Genomic DNA, 670 nt, shown 5'->3' with positions numbered 1-670 from the left:
CATAGGCAGTGGAAATACCTTTGTAGGTGGCTGTTCCTTTAGCAGGCAGGGTTGTGAAGACAGTTTCATCGCCCAGGCTTTGGTAGCCTTGGTATACATGTCCTTTAGGGTCGGTGTAATACGCGAAGGTTTGATATGTCCAGCCGGCCGCAGAAGGATCATGCAACACAATTTTGGTGCCGTCATCAAAGTTGATAACATAAACGCCATCGAATTGTTTATCGAAGACTAAGCCATTTTTATCAGTGCGGAAGTAGGCTAACTTATCGCTGTCAATTTTATTAAAGGTTGCCAGACCAGTACGATGTTGCAGATTTTTTTGGTATAAAGCGTCTAAGTCTCTAATTTTAGCTTTAATTTCCTTTATTTTGTCATGATCAACTTGGCCAGACTCTGAGTTTTGTTCTTTTTTTAGATTTTCTTTTTCAGCTTCTAACTTCTTATAAAGTTCAACAATACGTTCATCCAAAGTTGATTTGCCGTATGCGAATTCGGTATTTTTCTCTTTGCCCGTTTGTTCGCTGACATCAGTTTGAGTATTGCCTTTTGAATATACTTTGGCAATAACAGAAGCGTAGCTTGTCCATGTAGTTTGGGTTGCGTTGCCATCAGTGGTCTTGTTAAATAACACAACGCCGTCCATTTTGACTTCATCATTGCTGTTAAAGTC

At 40.0% G+C, this 670-nt stretch carries 1 pseudogene; it reads right to left on the bottom strand.

The features are described from left to right. Positions 1-643 (bottom strand): annotated as a pseudogene (locus ACTHUM_RS17025) (transferrin-binding protein-like solute binding protein); the annotation flags it as partial. Between the last annotated feature and the right edge of the window lie 27 nt (positions 644-670).

The sequence above is a fragment of the Neisseria sp. P0021.S006 genome (assembly GCF_051956895.1).
This window is presented reverse-complemented; position numbering and strand designations above follow the sequence as displayed.